Source organism: Rahnella perminowiae (assembly GCF_019049695.1).
Lineage (GTDB): Bacteria > Pseudomonadota > Gammaproteobacteria > Enterobacterales > Enterobacteriaceae > Rahnella > Rahnella perminowiae.
In genome coordinates, this window is record NZ_JAFMOT010000147.1 from 1 (window position 1) to 16,168 (window position 16,168).

Annotated in this window: 16 protein-coding genes, 1 tRNA gene and 1 pseudogene; 13 read left to right on the top strand and 5 right to left on the bottom strand. The window is 54.7% G+C overall.

What is annotated here, in order from left to right; translation table 11 throughout:
* Positions 1 to 141: 141 nt before the first annotated feature.
* Positions 142 to 216 (bottom strand): hypothetical protein, encoded by a 75-nt coding sequence (locus tag J1781_RS26470; RefSeq protein WP_129952142.1) that lies wholly within the window; start codon positions 214 to 216, stop codon positions 142 to 144.
* 12 nt (positions 217 to 228) lie between these two features.
* Entirely contained in the window at positions 229 to 459 is a 231-nt protein-coding gene (locus J1781_RS02205) for a hypothetical protein (protein WP_217218954.1), read from the bottom strand.
* A 298-nt stretch (positions 460 to 757) separates the two neighbouring features.
* On the opposite strand from J1781_RS02205, the pseudogene J1781_RS02210 reads away from it, so the two are divergent.
* A pseudogene (locus J1781_RS02210) lies at positions 758 to 1,150 on the top strand (tyrosine-type recombinase/integrase); the annotation flags it as partial.
* 14 nt (positions 1,151 to 1,164) lie between these two features.
* Here the strand turns inward: J1781_RS02210 and J1781_RS02215 are convergent.
* Positions 1,165 to 1,240, bottom strand: a tRNA-Lys gene (locus J1781_RS02215).
* A 373-nt stretch (positions 1,241 to 1,613) separates the two neighbouring features.
* On the opposite strand from J1781_RS02215, the gene cycA reads away from it, so the two are divergent.
* Entirely contained in the window at positions 1,614 to 3,014 is a 1,401-nt protein-coding gene (gene cycA / locus J1781_RS02220) for a D-serine/D-alanine/glycine transporter (RefSeq protein WP_129990530.1), read from the top strand.
* A gap of 48 nt (positions 3,015 to 3,062) precedes the next feature.
* Here cycA and J1781_RS02225 read toward each other — a convergent pair whose 3' ends face one another.
* Together J1781_RS02225 and rutR are read right to left on the bottom strand one after the other, a co-directional pair.
* Positions 3,063 to 4,052 (bottom strand): metal-dependent hydrolase, encoded by a 990-nt coding sequence (locus tag J1781_RS02225; protein WP_217233145.1) that lies wholly within the window; start codon positions 4,050 to 4,052, stop codon positions 3,063 to 3,065.
* A gap of 9 nt (positions 4,053 to 4,061) precedes the next feature.
* Positions 4,062 to 4,751 carry an HTH-type transcriptional regulator RutR gene (rutR, locus tag J1781_RS02230; RefSeq protein WP_129951879.1) on the bottom strand — a complete coding sequence of 230 codons (690 nt, stop codon included), beginning with the start codon at positions 4,749 to 4,751 and terminating at the stop codon, positions 4,062 to 4,064.
* Between the two features lie 335 nt (positions 4,752 to 5,086).
* Here rutR and rutA point away from each other — a divergent pair, with 335 nt between their 5' ends.
* From rutA to J1781_RS02285, 11 genes are all read left to right on the top strand, one after another.
* Positions 5,087 to 6,178 (top strand): pyrimidine utilization protein A, encoded by a 1,092-nt coding sequence (rutA, locus tag J1781_RS02235; protein WP_129951880.1) that lies wholly within the window; start codon positions 5,087 to 5,089, stop codon positions 6,176 to 6,178.
* On the top strand, positions 6,175 to 6,927 hold the full coding sequence (gene rutB / locus J1781_RS02240; RefSeq protein ID WP_015690206.1) for a pyrimidine utilization protein B: 753 nt from the start codon (positions 6,175 to 6,177) through the stop codon (positions 6,925 to 6,927). Before rutA ends, rutB begins: the two co-directional genes overlap by 4 nt.
* Before the next feature lie 26 nt (positions 6,928 to 6,953).
* The gene (gene rutC / locus J1781_RS02245; RefSeq protein WP_129951881.1) at positions 6,954 to 7,340 is read left to right on the top strand and encodes a pyrimidine utilization protein C; all 387 of its coding nucleotides are present in this window, start codon (positions 6,954 to 6,956) and stop codon (positions 7,338 to 7,340) included.
* A gap of 42 nt (positions 7,341 to 7,382) precedes the next feature.
* Positions 7,383 to 8,222, top strand: coding sequence for a pyrimidine utilization protein D (gene rutD / locus J1781_RS02250; protein WP_217233146.1), 840 nt, complete (start codon positions 7,383 to 7,385; stop codon positions 8,220 to 8,222).
* Positions 8,207 to 8,797: a malonic semialdehyde reductase gene (locus J1781_RS02255; RefSeq protein WP_129990533.1), complete on the top strand. Its 591-nt coding sequence runs from the start codon at positions 8,207 to 8,209 to the stop codon at positions 8,795 to 8,797. The genes rutD and J1781_RS02255 overlap by 16 nt, the downstream gene beginning before the upstream one ends.
* 29 nt (positions 8,798 to 8,826) lie before the next feature.
* Positions 8,827 to 9,414: an NADH-dependent FMN reductase RutF gene (gene rutF, locus J1781_RS02260; RefSeq protein WP_235173151.1), complete on the top strand. Its 588-nt coding sequence runs from the start codon at positions 8,827 to 8,829 to the stop codon at positions 9,412 to 9,414.
* 31 nt (positions 9,415 to 9,445) lie between these two features.
* Positions 9,446 to 10,795: a pyrimidine utilization transport protein G gene (rutG, locus tag J1781_RS02265; protein WP_217233147.1), complete on the top strand. Its 1,350-nt coding sequence runs from the start codon at positions 9,446 to 9,448 to the stop codon at positions 10,793 to 10,795.
* Positions 10,796 to 11,067: 272 nt separating this feature from the next.
* Positions 11,068 to 12,708 (top strand): TIGR04028 family ABC transporter substrate-binding protein, encoded by a 1,641-nt coding sequence (locus tag J1781_RS02270; RefSeq protein ID WP_217233148.1) that lies wholly within the window; start codon positions 11,068 to 11,070, stop codon positions 12,706 to 12,708.
* A gap of 17 nt (positions 12,709 to 12,725) precedes the next feature.
* Positions 12,726 to 13,688: an ABC transporter permease gene (locus J1781_RS02275; protein ID WP_129951886.1), complete on the top strand. Its 963-nt coding sequence runs from the start codon at positions 12,726 to 12,728 to the stop codon at positions 13,686 to 13,688.
* Positions 13,685 to 14,548, top strand: coding sequence for an ABC transporter permease (locus tag J1781_RS02280; RefSeq protein ID WP_129951887.1), 864 nt, complete (start codon positions 13,685 to 13,687; stop codon positions 14,546 to 14,548). Before J1781_RS02275 ends, J1781_RS02280 begins: the two co-directional genes overlap by 4 nt.
* Complete coding sequence (locus J1781_RS02285; RefSeq protein ID WP_129951888.1) at positions 14,545 to 16,164, top strand: dipeptide ABC transporter ATP-binding protein; 1,620 nt, start codon at positions 14,545 to 14,547, stop codon at positions 16,162 to 16,164. Before J1781_RS02280 ends, J1781_RS02285 begins: the two co-directional genes overlap by 4 nt.
* The last annotated feature ends 4 nt before the right edge of the window (positions 16,165 to 16,168 follow it).

A 16,168-nucleotide genomic window follows, 5' to 3' on the forward strand; every position in this document is an offset into this window, starting at 1 on the left:
AATCACAACATAGCATTTGCAACGCTAGCTGTTTGCGCTACCGTTGCAATTTCTGGACTTGCACATAGATATATAGAGAAGCCATTTATTAATTTATCAAAGAAATTGATAAAAAAGGACTCAAATATATATTAGCAGTTTCTAAATCGGCTCTGACGGCCAAACTATTTTTTGCGCTGTGGTATCCACAGCGCTAACCTCCTGAGCATATTTCATCCACGCTACCAGTTAATTTCTATCATCATCACTTATGAGGTTCAAAGCTAGTTGAGTTTGCCAAATCTGCGTGATTTTATTAATATTCGACAAAACTAACTCTTTCATCAAGTCAGCATCGTTAATTATCTCTTGAGTTGTTCCCTCTGGCACTGCAGGAGGCAAATATACGCCATTTGATAATGAATATCCGATACCAATTACTGCCCCATCATCATTTAATACAGCATATTCATCATGCATATTCCTCTACGATAACGCACCCATTTGCACCTTTACTCCCCCGAATGACGCTTGACCAGACGTACTACCTGCTCCACCGCCACTCAAAGGCCAGCAAGGTGATCTGAAAACTACTGGCACAGCCCGACCATCCCGAGTTTATTACGGCGATATGAACGCCCCCCGCAAACATGCCGCTCGAGTGGAATGCAGCACTTCCGCTGCGCACTTTTCTACTGCGCCAAAGTCACAAAGACCGAACGTGATGAGGGGATGGAAAGATTTGTTCCGGTCACTGCGTCTGAAATGACCGGCGGCCGTGTTGAGGGTGCAGTTCGGAAAGCATAATCGTTTTGTTTTTGTTCACACAACGAGTTGCACCCGACCAGACGGATCGATAACTGCAGAAATAAGGAAGATGCGGGTGGATAGTAATAAGGCTTGGAAGTCGGCTTTAATGCGAGCAGGTAGTGAGAATTTTCGTTTTCACGATTTGCGGCATACATGGGCGAGCTGGTTAATTCAGTCCGGCGTTCCGCTATCGGTATTACAAGAAATGGGCGGCTGGGAAAGTATTGAAATGGTGCATAGGTATGCCCACCTTGCGCCAAGTCATTTAACCGAACATGCTGCCCAAATAGATTCAATATTTAATGAACATGTCTCAAATATGTCCCACTCGGTAAAACCTGGTGCAGTGGATAATATCTAACACGTTGAATTTATTGGTGGGTCGTGGCGGGTTCGAACCGCCGACCAATTGATTAAGAGTCAACTGCTCTACCGACTGAGCTAACGACCCAACGGGACGGATTATTCTCCTCTATCCGGATGATGTCAAACGCTTATTTATGCTTTATTGACAGTTAATACGCGTCATATTTGTGAAGCCCATCACGTCCAAAAACGGTATTATTGCCGCCATCCTGGAAGATATTTGATTAATTAACACTCAGTTATCCGCGATGTAAAAATTACGATACATTTTTTTCTTCGGCATTTTTCATGCCAGTTATAATAAATGCACGCTTAACATTACTATTACACACTTCACACACGCTATCGTTCCAGCCGTGGTGAACACAGAGCCATTCAGAGCTTAAGAAATTGACGTAAATGAATGCGATATGGCGGAGTTCATACGCAAAAAAGCAAAAAACAGGAATCAATACAACATGCAAGAAGAGTCAAAAATCCTCGTCCAGCCGGGGGAAGAGAACGCAGAAGGTTTGCGGCGAAATCTCTCTAACCGTCACATCCAGCTGATTGCCATTGGCGGTGCTATCGGTACCGGCCTGTTTATGGGCTCAGGCAAAACCATCAGCCTGGCAGGTCCGTCCATCATCTTCGTCTATATGATCATCGGCTTTATGCTGTTTTTCGTCATGCGTGCGATGGGTGAATTGTTACTGTCCAATCTCGAATATAAATCTTTCAGCGACTTTGCCGCCGATTTACTGGGCCCGTGGGCCGGGTATTTCACCGGCTGGACCTACTGGTTTTGCTGGGTGGTCACGGGTATCGCTGACGTCGTGGCGATTACCGCCTACGCACAGTTCTGGTTCCCCGGCCTCTCGCAATGGGTCGCCTCGCTGATCTGCGTGCTGGTGCTGCTGAGCCTGAATCTCGCTACCGTGAAAATGTTTGGTGAAATGGAGTTCTGGTTCGCGATGATCAAAATCGTCGCCATTGTCGGGCTGATCATCGCCGGGCTGGTGATGGTGCTGACTCACTTCCAGACGCCAACCGGCACCGTCGCGTCATTCAGCAACCTGTGGAATGATGGCGGATTCTTCCCGAAAGGTGTCAGCGGTTTCTTTGCCGGTTTCCAGATCGCCGTGTTTGCGTTTGTCGGCATCGAACTGGTCGGCACCACCGCCGCCGAAACTAAAGATCCGCAGAAATCCCTGCCGCGTGCCATCAACGCTATCCCTTTGCGCATCATCATGTTCTATGTGTTCTCGCTGATCATGATTATGTCGGTGACGCCCTGGAGCCATGTGGTGGCAGATAAGAGCCCGTTTGTTGAACTGTTTGTGCTGGCCGGTCTGCCGGCGGCGGCGAGCATCATCAATTTTGTGGTACTGACCTCTGCTGCCTCTTCAGCTAACAGCGGCGTATTCTCCACCAGCCGCATGCTGTTTGGTCTGGCACAGGAAGGCAACGCGCCGAAAGCATTCGGTAAGCTCTCTTCCCGCGCAGTGCCGTCGAACGGCCTGACCTTTTCGTGTATCTGTCTGCTCGGCGGCGTGGTGCTGATTTACCTGATCCCGAATGTGGTGACGGTCTTCACACTGGTCACCACCGTTTCTGCGATCCTGTTTATGTTCGTCTGGACCATCATCCTCTGCGCTTACCTGGTCTACCGCCGTAAACGTCCGCAACTGCACGAAGCATCAATCTACAAAATGCCGCTCGGCAAACTGATGTGTTGGGTCTGTATGGCATTCTTTGCTTTTGTTCTGGTACTGCTGACCTTGCAGGATGATACGCGACAGGCGCTGTTGGTCACGCCGCTGTGGTTTGTGATCCTGGGGATAGGCTATGGGTTGCGCAGCCGCAGTCGTAAAGCCTGAATGATGAACTCATGATGTCAAAAAGGAGCCATCTGGCTCCTTTTTGTTTTAATCAACGTCCAGTGCCTGCCTGAACTGCTCCCACATTTTTGTGGCAGACGGTCTGGCCGACGCCACTTTCACCGGCAGTGCCGGCGGCGCACCGGCTTTCATATCGCCGAGATCGAATACAAACGTGTAATCAGGTTCCTGCCCCATGCGTAAGTCACTGACCAGAATATGGCCGCCCTGCTCTTTAACGCTGAAAAAACCGTGGCTGAACCAGGCGACACGCGCCAGAAACGGGTTATCTTTGTGGGCTTCATACAATGCCTCACCGCGGGGATAGAAGCGGAAACGGATCGGTGAATCCGGGTGCAGCAATGAGGTGAAACCTTCGCCGTAACTGCCTTTACTCATCACGACCACACGCCACACCAGCGAATTGAGGGGTGTTGGCGTGACCAGAACCTGCGTACTGTCAATATTTTGCCGTTGCAGCTCTGTACCGACATGCCGTGTCACCTGATATTGTTCAATCATGGTACAGGCCAGATACAGGCAACTGATGCCCAGTAACACGTTATTCCACATAATGCCGCGCTGCTGCTCGCGATACAGCGCCAGACCAACACCGGTAATCAGCGGCAGGGTATAGAGCGGATCGATAATAAAAATGCTGCCGACCGCAAAAGGATAATGCGTAAAAGGGATACCGAGTTGGGTGCCGTAAACCGTCATCACATCCAGCAGCGGATGGGTGATCAGAGCCAGCCAGACAGTTCCCCACCAGCGCCGGAAATATTGCCCGGCGCTGAACAGTTTGGCCATCAGCCAGGCCATCAGCGGAGATATCAGCGTCAGATAAAACAACGCATGGCTTTCGGTGCGGTGCAGGGTCATATTGCTGATGACATCACCGTGATCGTAAAACACATCCAGATCGGGCAAGGTTCCGCAGACCGCGCCAGCCAGTGCAGATTTCCATACCGGCGCACGTTTGCCCATCACCGCAATGCCCACTGCAGCGCCAAGCACTAATTGTGAAACTGAATCCATTCTGCCCCCTTAAGCCCGAAGCTGAATGCCTTCGGTAATAATGCGCTGCACATTACACACGGTTTGTTCAAAGAATTCAGGATCACTGAGCGTTTTACCGGTGATGGCTTCGACCTGTACCCCGAAATCGGCGTAGTGCTGCGTGGTCGCCCACAGCATAAAAATCAGCTGCATCGGATCAACCGGCGCGATCAGTTCTGCTTTAATCCAGCCGCGGATCACATCCGATTTATCTTCCACCAGCGTTTTCAGGCTGCCGCCCAGCTCCTGTTTCAGCAGCGGTGCACCCTGTACCATCTCGAGACAAAACAGCCTGGATGCCTGCGGGTGATCGCGGGAAACGCACAGCTTCAGGCGGATATATTCACGGATAGCTTCCAGCGGATGCTGATCAGATTGCAACGCTTTCAGCGGTGCCAGCCAGATATCCAGCAACCCTTTGAGCACGGCGATATACAAATCTTCTTTCGACGGGAAGTAATACAGCAGATTGGTTTTGGACACATCGGCACGCTCGGCAACCTGATCCAGACTGGTGCCATGCATGCCGTACAACGAGAAAAACTCAAGTGCCGCTGCCATGATATTGCCACGTTTGGCAGCGACTGCCCGCGAACGTCGCGTCGGGGCTTTCGTCAGCGGCTGGCGGGATTTCTTCTCTCCGGCGTCAGCCTGCACAGATTCGACCAATGGCTTCACAATGTCTCCCTGAGACGAATAGCAAGGCTGAAATCATAGCAAATGGCGATACAAGCGACTATCGCTATGCATCCCGGTGATTGCAGTAACACCCACGACAACAATCAGTAACCACAAAGAGTTATGAATTTAACAAATTTGCACCATTTCCGTTCAATCCTGCCTGATAAACGTGCAGCCATTTTTGACCAGATGGTCTGAAACAGACCATTTGCTCTACCAAAAACCAACACCGAAATTTAACTCACTGATAATTAAAAAGATTAAAAAACTGGCATCCCGCTTGCAATACCCATCATGAATTCCTTCCTTCGCGTTGCATCATGAGGTGAGCTATGAAAATCGGTGTCTTCATTCCTATCGGCAACAACGGCTGGTTAATTTCAGAAACTGCGCCGCAGTACAAACCCACCTTCGAACTGAACAAAACCATCGTGCAGAAAGCGGAGCACTATCATTTTGATTTCGCGCTGTCGATGATCAAACTGCGCGGCTTCGGCGGCAAAACCGAATTCTGGGAACACAATATGGAGTCGTTCACGCTGATGGCCGGTCTGGCCGCCGTGACTTCCCGCATTCAGCTGTATGCCACCGCCGCCACGCTGGTGATGCCACCGGCAATCGTTGCGCGCATGGCCGCTACCATTGATTCCATCTCTAACGGACGTTTCGGCGTAAACGTCGTCACCGGCTGGCAGAAACCCGAATACGAACAAATGGGCATGTGGCCGGGCGATGATTATTTCAGTCGCCGCTATGACTACCTGACCGAATACGTCAGTGTGCTGCGCGATCTGTGGGGAACCGGTCACTGCACGCTTGACGGCGAATTCTTCAAAATGGACGACTGCCGCGTCAGCCCGCGTCCGCAGAGTGAAATGAAAGTCATCTGTGCCGGGCAAAGTGATGCCGGCATGGCGTTCTCCGCTAAACACGCGGACTTCAACTTCTGCTTCGGCAAAGGCGTCAACACGCCAACCGCCTTTGCGCCCACCGCTGCCCGCATGAAAACGGCGGCTGAAGCTGAAAACCGCGATGTTTCCTCTTATGTGCTATTTATGGTGATTGCCGACGAAACCGACGCCGCCGCCCGCGCTAAATGGGATTTGTATAAATCCGGAGCTGACGCCGATGCGCTGGCATGGCTCACCGATCAGAGCAGCAAAGACACCAAATCCGGCAGCGATACCAATGTCCGCCAGATGGCCGACCCGACCTCCGCCGTGAATATCAACATGGGTACCCTGGTCGGTTCTTATGCCAGCGTGGCCAGAATGCTCGACGAAATCGACACCGTGCCCGGGGCCGGCGGCGTGCTGCTGACCTTTGATGATTTCGTGGAAGGCATCGAAAACTTTGGCCGCTACATCCAGCCATTAATGAAAACCCGCCAGCACATCGGCACTGAGCAGAAAGAGGTCGCATGATGAACGTTGTTGAGAATCAAACTGTGGTCCGCCGCGAACCCCACAATACCGGCGAGGAAACGATCCTCACAGCACGCCCTGAAGCCATTGCTTTCACGCCGCAGCAAACGGCGCTGATTGTGGTGGATATGCAAAATGCCTATGCCTCACAAGGCGGCTATCTGGATCTGGCCGGTTTTGATGTCTCCGCTACCGCGCCGGTGATTGCCAATATTAAAGTGGCGATTGCCGCCGCCCGCGCCGCTGGCATTAAAGTGATTTTCTTCCAGAACGGCTGGGACAATCAATACGTCGAAGCCGGTGGTGCCGGTTCGCCGAACTTCCACAAATCCAACGCACTGAAAACGATGCGCAAGCGTCCGGAATTGATGGGCAAACTGCTGGCGAAAGGTGACTGGGATTATGACCTGGTCGATGAACTACAGCCGCAACCCGGCGATATCGTACTGCCCAAACCGCGCTACAGCGGCTTCTTCAATACCCAGCTCGACAGTCTGCTGCGCAGCTACGGTATCCATCATCTGGTATTTACCGGTATCGCCACCAACGTCTGCGTGGAGTCCACGCTGCGCGACGGATTCTTCCTGGAATATTTTGGCGTGGTGCTTGAAGACGCCACCCATCAGGCCGGACCGGAGTTTGCGCAAAAAGCCGCGATTTATAACATTGAAACTTTCTTTGGCTGGGTCTCCAGCGTGCGCAATTTCTGCGACGCCGTGGGTTATAAAACTGAACAAAACGCGGCCTGACCGCTTTCTTAAAAGGACAATTGACGATGCCTAAAAGTGCCATTATTCCGGCTGGCAGCGGCGTTCCGCTGGCTCCTTTTGTTCCGGGTACCCTCGCCGACGGCGTGGTATACGTTTCCGGCACGCTGCCATTTGATAAAGACAATAACGTCGTACATGTCGGCGATGCCGCTGCACAAACCCGTCACGTACTGGAGATCATCAAAAACGTGATTGAAACGGCGGGCGGCACAATGGATGACGTCACCATGAACTCGATTTTCATCACTGACTGGGCGAACTACGGTGCCGTTAATCAGGTTTACGCTGAATACTTCCCGGGCGAAAAACCGGCACGGTTCTGCATTCAGTGCGGGCTGGTGAAACCGGATGCGCTGATCGAAATCGCCTCCGTGGCGCATATCGGTAAATAATCATTTTGCAACAACCTGTCCTGAACACCTTGAGGAATCAGCATGTATTACCAGGTATTGGGGAAAAAAAATGCCGATGCGGAAACCGTCGTGCTCTCATCGGGGCTGGGGGGGACGGGAAGTTTCTGGCAACCGCAACTGACGATGCTGGCGGCGCATTTTCGCGTGGTGGTGTACGACCAGCACGGCACTGGCGTCAGTCAGGGCACAGTGCCCGCCGGGTACCGGATGGAAGACATGGCCGATGAACTGGCCGGCATGCTCAATGAGCTGGATATCAGCCGCTGTCATCTGGTCGGCCATGCGCTCGGCGGCATTATTGGCCTGCATCTTGCTCTGCGTTATCCGGCACTGCTGCAAAGTCTGGTGGTCATCAACGGCTGGACGAAACTCGACAGCCAGACGCGCCGCTGCTTTGAAGTGCGCCAGAATCTGCTGCTCAACAGCGGGGTCGATGCCTACGTGCAGGCGCAGCCGCTGTTTCTGTATCCGGGTGACTGGCTTTCAGATAATGATGCCTTATTACAGAAAGAGCGCCGGCATCAGGTGGCGCATTTTCAGGGAATGGAAAACTTACTGCACCGTTTGCAGGCGCTGATGGAGTCTGATCTGACTGCCAGCCTCGGGCAGGTGATTACGCCGACGCTGGCGTTCAGTTGCAAGGATGACCTGCTGGTACCGTGGTCGCGTTCGGTCGATCTCGCATCCCGCCTGCCCCACGGCGAACATACGCAAATGCTGTACGGCGGCCATGCCATGAGCGTGACCGACCCGGAAACCTTTAACCCGATTTTACTGGACTGGCTGCGGCGGCATTCATCGTCATCTTCCGCCACCCCGTCCGGTCACCTGCCCACGGAGACATCATGGCCGAAGCATTAACCGCCAGCGCACTGGCAACTTTATTCACCGAAGCCCGCACACATAACGGCTGGCTGGATAAACCGGTCACCCGCGAACAACTTAAGACGGTTTACGAACTGGCGCGCATGGGACCGACATCGGCCAACTGCAGCCCGGTACGCATCGTGTTTATTCAGAGCCTTGAGGCGAAAGAACAACTCGCACCGGCGCTTTCAGGCGGCAATCTGAAAAAAACCATGACGGCGCCGGTCACCGCGATCATTGCCTGGGATGCGGAATTCTACGAACTGCTGCCGGAACTGTATCCCGCCGGTGATGCCCGTTCCTGGTTCACCTCCAGCCCGCAACTGGCACACGACACGGCATTTCGCAACAGCAGTTTGCAGGCCGCGTATCTGATCATGGCCTGCCGCTCACTCGGCCTGGATACCGGGCCGATGTCCGGTTTTGACAACACCATCGTCGATAAAACCTTTCTGGCGCAGGAAGGCTGGAAATCTAATTTCCTGATCAATATCGGTTACGGCGACAGCAGCAAAGTGTATCCGCGCGCGCCGCGCCTGGATTTCGACCGCGCCTGCCGCGTGCTGTAAGCATCACTGAAAAATCAGAGGACATCACCATGCCATCAACCCTGAACGCTACATTACCGGCAACCGGCCGCCCTTTCGCCCCGGTGCCTGCGGTGGAAAAACAAGCTGCCGCTGACCAATACGCTGCCGTTGAGAAACAAGAGTATCGCGATGCGATGGCGCGCCTCGGTTCGGCCGTCAACATCATCACCACCGACGGCCCCGGCGGACGCGCAGGTTTCACCGCCTCCGCCGTATGCAGTGTCACCGATTCGCCGCCGACATTGCTGGTATGCCTGAACCGTTCAGCCTCGGTGTATCCGGTCTTCAAAGAGAATCAGGTGCTGTGCGTTAACACGCTGGCCGATTGCCATGAGTCTCTGTCCAATTTATTCGGTGGAAAAACACCAACGGAGCAACGTTTCGAAGCCGCCCGGTGGATGCGTCTCGCTACCGGCTCACCGATCCTTACCGACGCGCTGGTGTCGTTTGACTGCAAGGTTACGCAGATCACCAGTGTCGGTACCCACGACATTTTGTTTTGTGAAGCCGTTGCGTTACGGCGCAACGACGACAGCCACGGACTGGTGTATTTCGACCGGCGCTATCACCCGCTGATGCGCCAGTTAGCCTGTTAACTCCATCCCCTCAACTTAGTAAGGGTCGTGCATGGCAAAGACTTCCTGGTTTCCACAATGGCGTAAAAGAGAAGGCAATCTGGATGGCGCGGTGATCGCGCCGGATGAACGGCTGCCGTTAGGAGCAACGGTCATCATGGGGCTGCAGCATACGGTCGCGATGTTTGGCGCCACCGTGTTAATGCCATTGCTGATGGGTTTTGATGCCAACATGGCAATTTTGATGTCAGGCATCGGTACCCTGCTGTTCTTCCTGCTGGTCGGCGGACGCGTACCGAGTTATCTCGGTTCCAGCGCCGCTTTTGTCGGGCTGGTGATCGCGGTGACCGGCTACAGCGGCCATGGAGCGAACCCGAATATCGGGGTGGCGCTGGGAGGGATTATTGCCTGTGGCGTGATTTACACGCTGATCGGTTTTGTGGTGATGGCGCTCGGTACACGCTGGATTGAGCGCCTGATGCCGCCGGTCGTTACGGGTGCGGTGGTGATGGCAATTGGTCTGAATCTGGCACCGATTGCCATTAACAGCGTGTCGGCATCCTCATTTGACAGCTGGATGGCGGTGATGACCGTGCTGTGTATCGGGTCGGTGGCAGTATTCACCCGCGGTCTGGTGCAGCGTCTGTTGCTGTTACTCGGACTGGTGGCGGCGTACCTGATTTACATGGTGATCACCAACGGCCTGGGGCTTGGCGCACCGGTTGATTTCAGCGCCGTGGCACAGGCACCGTGGTTTGGCATCCCGACCATTACCACGCCGGTGTTCAGTTCTCACGCCATGCTGATGATTGCGCCAGTGGCAGTGATTCTGGTGGCGGAAAACCTGGGCCATATTAAAGCGGTGGCGGGCATGACCAGCAAAAACCTCGACCCGTACATAGGCCGCGCGTTTGTCGGTGACGGTCTGGCGACCCTGCTTTCCGCCTCGGCGGGCGGTACCGGTGTTACTACGTACGCAGAAAACATCGGGGTAATGGCGGTCACCAAAATTTATTCCACACTGATTTTCGTTGCGGCGGCAATGGTTGCCATTGTGTTGGGCTTCTCGCCCAAATTTGGTGCACTGATCCACACCATTCCCGGCCCGGTGCTCGGTGGCGCGTCGATTGTGGTGTTCGGACTGATTGCCGTGGCCGGTGCCCGCATCTGGGTACAAAACCAGGTGGATCTGGGACTTAACGGAAATTTGATCATGGTGGCGGTCACGCTGGTGCTGGGCGCAGGCAACTTTACTCTGAGCCTGGGCGGCTTCAGCATGGGTGGCATCGGCACGGCGACGTTTGGCGCCATTTTGCTCAATGCCTTCCTGAGCCGCAGCAAACAGGCAAAAATTCAGCCTGAAATAAAAACTGGCACAGAAGCTGCATTAAAAGATCACTGACGACCTCAGTTTCTCCTTAGCTCATCATTTTTGATGATCGCCAGCGGTTAGCCGGTCCACCCGTCCGGATTAGCCGCTGGTTTTTTTCTTTCTGCCTCCCGTACATTTCTTCTCATGCCCTTTTCTCTCCTAATGCTGTTTCCAGCTAACGATTGCAAAATTCCTTCGTTCACCTGTCCTTTAAATTGGTTTGTTATGGGTTCAGCACTTTGGTTCTAAGAACGCCAAAGTCATCACCTGCAACCATGCCAGATAAGAAAAAGGGTTTAACGATGAATAACATTCGCCGGATTAACGCGGTTACCCGCGCACTGGCTTTAGGGGCACTTCTCACCAGCACATTTTCTGCCATTGCCGCTGACGGTACGCCCGTGCAGGGTGGCACGCTGATTTATCTTGAACAGCAGGCACACACCAATCTGTATCCGCCTGCGGGCGGCTTCTATCCGAACGGCGGTATTCTCAATCAGATCACCGACAAACTGACCTACCAGAATCCGAAGACACTGGAGATAGAACCCTGGATCGCCGAATCCTGGTCGTTCAACGCCGATAAAACTGAATACACTTTTAAACTGCGACCGGGTGTGACCTTCTCCGACGGCACGCCGCTGGATGCCAACGCGGTGGCCAAAAACTTTGATACTTACGGTCTGGGCAATAAAGAGCATCATTTGCCGGTCTCCGAAGTCATCAACAATTACGACCACAGCGAAGTGATTGATCCGCTGACGGTGAAGTTCTATTTCAAAAAATCGTCGCCGGGCTTCCTGCAGGGTACCGCCACGATTGGTTCCGGGCTGGTGTCACTGAGCACCCTGAACCGCAATTTTGACGCGCTGGGCGACGCCACACATATCATCGGCTCCGGCCCGTTCGTGGTCAGTAAAGAAACCCTGGGTCGCGAAGTCGATCTGACTGCCCGTAAGGATTACCACTGGGGGCCGAAAAACCTTAAACAGCAAGGGCGCGCTAATCTTGACGGCATTAAAGTGATCGTCACCGGTGAAGACAGTGTGCGTATCGGCGCATTGCTGGCCGGTCAGGCTGATTTCATCCGTCAGGTTCAGGCATATGACGAGAAGCAGGCCAAAGACCAGAACTTCCCGATTTATGCTGCGCCGACCAAAGGCGTCAATGACAGCATTTCGTTCCGCCCGGACAACGCGCTGGTGTCTGACCTGAAAGTGCGTCAGGCGCTGCTGCACGCCACCAACAGCAAACAGGTGGTCGATACGCTGTTCTCGCCAAACTATCCGCAAGCCACGTCTGTGATCGCCAAAACCGCCGCCGGTTATGTCGACCTGAGCAGCAAACTGACTTACGACCCGACGCTTGCCAAAAAGCTGCTGGATGAAGCGGGCTGGAAGCCAGGCCCGAACGGCATCCGTCAGAAAGACGGCAAAACGCTGTCGCTGACCATTTATGAATCACTGCCGCAACCGCAAAACAAAGAAGTATTACAGCTGGTTTCCCAGCAATGGAGCCAGGCTGGCGCGAAGCTGAATATTCTGGCGGGCGATGCGGGCAGCCGCGTGGCGGATAACCTTGATCCGGAGAAAACCCCGGCTAACGTGGTGGAAGTCGGACGCGCCGATCCGGACGTGATTAAAAGTTCCTTCTACCCGACCAACCGCGATGCATTGCTGCAAAAGGGCGGCCTGAGCAGCAAGGTGAAAAGCTTCCGCGACGACAAACTTAACGACCTGCTGACCGCAATTTCTGCCGAAGTGGATCCGAAAAAACGTCTGCAGCTGACCGGTGACGTGCAGAACTACCTGCTCGATCAGGCATACGTCATTCCGATTTTCGAAGAGCCGCAGGTGTATGCCGGGGCGCCATATTTCAAAGGCGTGAGCTTCGAAGCCGTCGGGCGTCCGAGCTTCTACGGTGCATGGCTGGAAAAGCATTAACAGACGGGGAGTAAATCATGAGCCGATACGTGAGCGGTCGATTCGGGCAAGCCTTACTGGTGTTATGGGCGGCGTTTACCGTCTCCTTCATCCTGTTACAGGTGCTGCCCGGCGATGCCATTCTGATTAAATTCCAGAACCCGGACATGGGATTAAGCCCGGCACAAATCGCCGATATGCGTGCCGCGTACGGTGCGGATGTGCCGGTCTGGCAGCAATATCTGCACACGCTGGGCAATTTCCTTCACGGCGATCTGGGCTATTCGATTCAGGCTGGCGTACCGGTGACTGAATTACTCAGCAGCAACTTTCCGCCGACGCTGCGTCTGGCACTGATGGGCTTCGCACTGGCCGCCGTGGTGGCCTTTGCACTGGCGTTTCTCTCCAGCCTGCTGCATTTCGGCTGGCTGAAGAATGCTTTACAGGCGGTGCCTTCGCTGTTCATTTCCATTCCGACGTTCTGGCTGGGCATCGCGCTGATTCAGTTTTTCTCATTCCATTTACGCTGGATCCCGGTGATTAATCCGGGTGAATGGGTCGGGCTTATTTTGCCGGTTATCACCCTTGCAGTGCCGATTTCTGCGCCGCTGGCGCAGATCCTGATCCGCAGTATTGATCAGGTGCAAACCCAGCCGTTCGTCGCTGTCGCCCGCGCCAAAGGGGCCAGCCGCAGCGGCGTATTATGGCGTCATGTGGCGCGCAACGCCCTGCTTCCGACGCTGACCATTGCCGGTTTGCTGTTTGGCGAACTGATTGCCGGGGCGCTGATCACTGAAACCGTCTTCGGTCTTAACGGCCTCGGGCAACTCACGCAGCAGGCGGTGAATAATCAGGATGTCGCCGTGTTACAGGCCATTGTGGTCATTTCCGCCACCGCCTTTGTCGGCATCAATTTGCTGGTCGATTTACTGTATCCGCTGCTCGACCCGCGCCTTAAAGCCTCTGCTTCTAAAAATTCACGGGGAGGAGCCACTGCATGAGCAGCTTACCGCTTGGCAAAAGCACGCTTTCATTGCCGCTAACACAGCGTCGCCGCCGGATACCCGCACGCCTGCAACCGGGTTTAATCCTCGCCTGGCTGGTGATGGCGACCGTCATTTTGTGGGCGATTGCCCCCGGCTTATTTACGGATTACAGCGGCACTGAAGGGATTGCCGGTGCACAGCGTCTGGCCCCGCAGGCCGGACACTGGCTGGGTACGGATCAGCTCGGCCGCGATGTCTACGCCCGCATTGTGTATGGCGCGTCACATTCCCTTTCCGGCGCGCTGGTCGCTGTGGCGCTCGGGCTGGTATTTGGCACCGCACTGGGGCTGGCGGCCGGAGCCAGCGGCGGTCTGACCGACGCCATTATTATGCGCATCAACGATGTTTTACTGTCGATCCCCGGCCTGCTGTTGTCACTGAGCGTGATTATTTTGCTTGGTTTCGGCACGGTGCACGCGGCGATTGCCGTCGGTGTCACGTCCGTTGCCAACTTCGCCCGCCTCGCCCGCGCCGAAGTGGTACTGGTACGTCATAGTGATTACGTCGAAGCCGCGTACGGCAGCGGCGGCTCGTTTCTGTCGGTTTTGTGGCGGCATATTTTACCCAACTCGCTGACCTCGGTAATCGCTTTCTCAGCGTTGCAGTTCGGCAGCGCCATTCTGGCCATTTCTACCCTCAGTTTTCTCGGTTACGGCACACCCCCACCGACGCCGGAATGGGGCTTGCTGATCGCCGAAGGCCGCAATTACATCTCCACCGCCTGGTGGCTGACGACCTTCCCCGGCGTGGTCGTGGTTCTGGTGGTGCTTTCCGCCAACCGCATCAGCCAGTCATTACGCAGGAGAACGCGATGAACGCGCAGGCCACTTTTACGCATAACGCCCCACCGGTGCTCGAACTGGATAATCTCTCCATCGCCTACGACGGCAAACCGGTAGTGCATAACGTGTCGTTTTCGATTAATGCCGGTGAAGTGCTGGCGCTGGTTGGCGAATCCGGCTCCGGCAAAACCACCACTGCACAGGCGATCATCGGTCTGCTGGCAGAAAACGGCCATATTGAACAGGGTGAAATCCGTCTCAATGGCACGGACATCAGTCAGTGGTCACAGCGCCGCCTCGATGCTTTGCGCGGTGCCCGCATCAGCCTGATCCCGCAGGACCCGACCAGTTCGCTGGATCCGGTCAAAACTGTCGGTTCGCAGGTCGCGGAAATTCTGGATATCCATCAGCGACTGCCACGTCAGCAGCGCGACGCCCGCGTGGTGGAACTGCTGTCCCGCGTGGGTCTTTCACACCCTGAACAACGGGCGAAACAGTATCCGCACGAGCTGTCCGGCGGTATGAAACAACGCGTATTAATCGCCATTGCCATTGCTCTGCAACCGGCACTGATCATCGCCGATGAACCGACCAGTGCGCTGGATGTCACGGTGCAAAAACGCATTCTGGACTTGATTGACGACCTGCGCCGCGAGTTTGGCACCGCCGTTTTACTGGTCACCCACGACCTGGCGATTGCCGCCGAACGCGCTGACCGGTTACTGGTGTTCCGTCACGGCAAAGTCCAGGAGCAGGGCATCACCCGTGAAGTCCTTGATGCACCGAAAAGTGATTATACCCGTCAGCTTTTCGCCGACGCCCCGGCCCTGTCCGGCCATCATCGTACGCATCTGCGCACTGCGGAACAGCCGGTGCTGGTGGTTGAAAACATCACCCATGATTTCACGCTGGGCGGCAAAAATCAGCCCGCGTTCCGCGCGGTAGACCATGTGTCATTCAGCATTCCGCGCGGTACCACGCATTCACTGGTCGGTGAATCCGGCTCCGGCAAAACTACGCTGGCACGCATTCTGCTGGGTTTTCAGAAACCGGACAGCGGACGTGTGCTGATCGACGGCGAAGACATCACGCGGCTGAAAGGTGAAGCCTTGCGTCAGTTGCGCAAGAAAATCCAGCTGGTGTATCAGAACCCGTTTGCCTCTCTGGATCCTTCGCAAACCCTGTTCCGCGTGATCGAAGAACCGTTGCTGAATTTCGAAAAAATCCCGGCGGCGGTGCGCCGTGAACGGGTGCTGGATATTGCCCGACGCGTAGCGCTGCCGGAGACATTACTCAGCCGTAAACCCCGCGAATTGTCCGGCGGACAGCGCCAGCGTGTGGCGATTGCGCGGGCACTGATTTTAGAGCCGAAAGTCCTGATCCTGGATGAAGCGACGTCGGCGCTTGATGTCACCGTGCAGGCGCAAATTCTGACATTGCTTCAGCAGTTACAGGATTCACTCGGTCTGACCTATTTATTTATCTCACACGATCTGGCGACAGTCCGTCAGATCTCACACAGCGTCTCGGTGTTAAACCGCGGGCAGCAGGTGGATTCCGGTCCTGTGGAAGATGTTTTCGCCCTGCCTTCCAGCGATTACACCCGCCAGCTTATTGATGCCATTCCCGGACGCCACCGCGCCGCATGAACAG